This window comes from Anaerotignum faecicola (assembly GCA_024460105.1).
GTDB lineage: Bacteria > Bacillota > Clostridia > Lachnospirales > Anaerotignaceae > JANFXS01.
The window spans coordinates 1-714 of sequence record JANFXS010000032.1 but is presented as its reverse complement, the minus strand read 5'-3'; the positions used below and the strand labels follow the sequence as shown (position 1 = coordinate 714).

Annotated in this window: 2 protein-coding genes; both read left to right on the top strand. The window is 48.7% G+C overall.

Going from position 1 to position 714, the window contains the following annotated elements:
- Window positions 1–65 precede the first annotated feature (65 nt).
- Entirely contained in the window at window positions 66–323 is a 258-nt protein-coding gene (atpE, locus tag NE664_12570; protein ID MCQ4727470.1) for an ATP synthase F0 subunit C, read from the top strand.
- Window positions 324–366: 43 nt separating this feature from the next.
- A partial coding sequence (locus tag NE664_12565) for an ATP synthase F0 subunit B (protein ID MCQ4727469.1) occupies window positions 367–714 on the top strand: 348 nt, incomplete at its 3' end.

Sequence of the window (714 nt, the reverse complement as noted above, 5' to 3'; positions counted from 1 at the left end):
GGATTAACAATGAAAAAGCGCGGCTGAGCGCGTAATACAAAATTGATTTCAGGAGGAAGTTATCTATGAACGGAATTTCAGGACAGGATTTTATCTTAGGTTGTTCAGCAATCGGTGCGGGCCTTGCGATGATCGCAGGTATCGGACCTGGTATTGGACAGGGTATCGCCGCAGGTCACGCAGCAGCAGCAGTAGGCCGCAATCCGGGCGCAAAGTCTGATATCACATCCACCATGCTTTTAGGCCAGGCCGTTGCCGAGACAACAGGTCTTTACGGTTTCGCTGTCGCTGCTATCCTTATGTTCTTAAAGCCATTCAGCTAAAGAAAAGAACGGATAAGAATAGAGAGCGAGAGGAGGCGAAACCTTGGAACGATTATTGGGATTTGACCCACAGCTGCTTTTCGATGCGTTTGTGACGGGCATTAACGTCTTTATCCTGTTTTTCGCATTATCCTATCTGCTGTTCAATACCGTGCGTGATGTTCTGGAGAGAAGAAGACAGAAGATTGCCGGGGAACTGAAGTCCGCTGCCGATGACAAAGAAGCTGCGAAGGCCATGAAGGAAGAGTACCAGACACGGCTTACCAGCGTCAATAAAGAAGCGGAACAGATATTAGAGGATGCGAGAAAGAGAGCAAAGCAGCGCGAAGCGGAAATACTTACAGAAGCCAGGGAAGAAGCGAACCGCATTATTGAGAGGGGTAACCGCGAA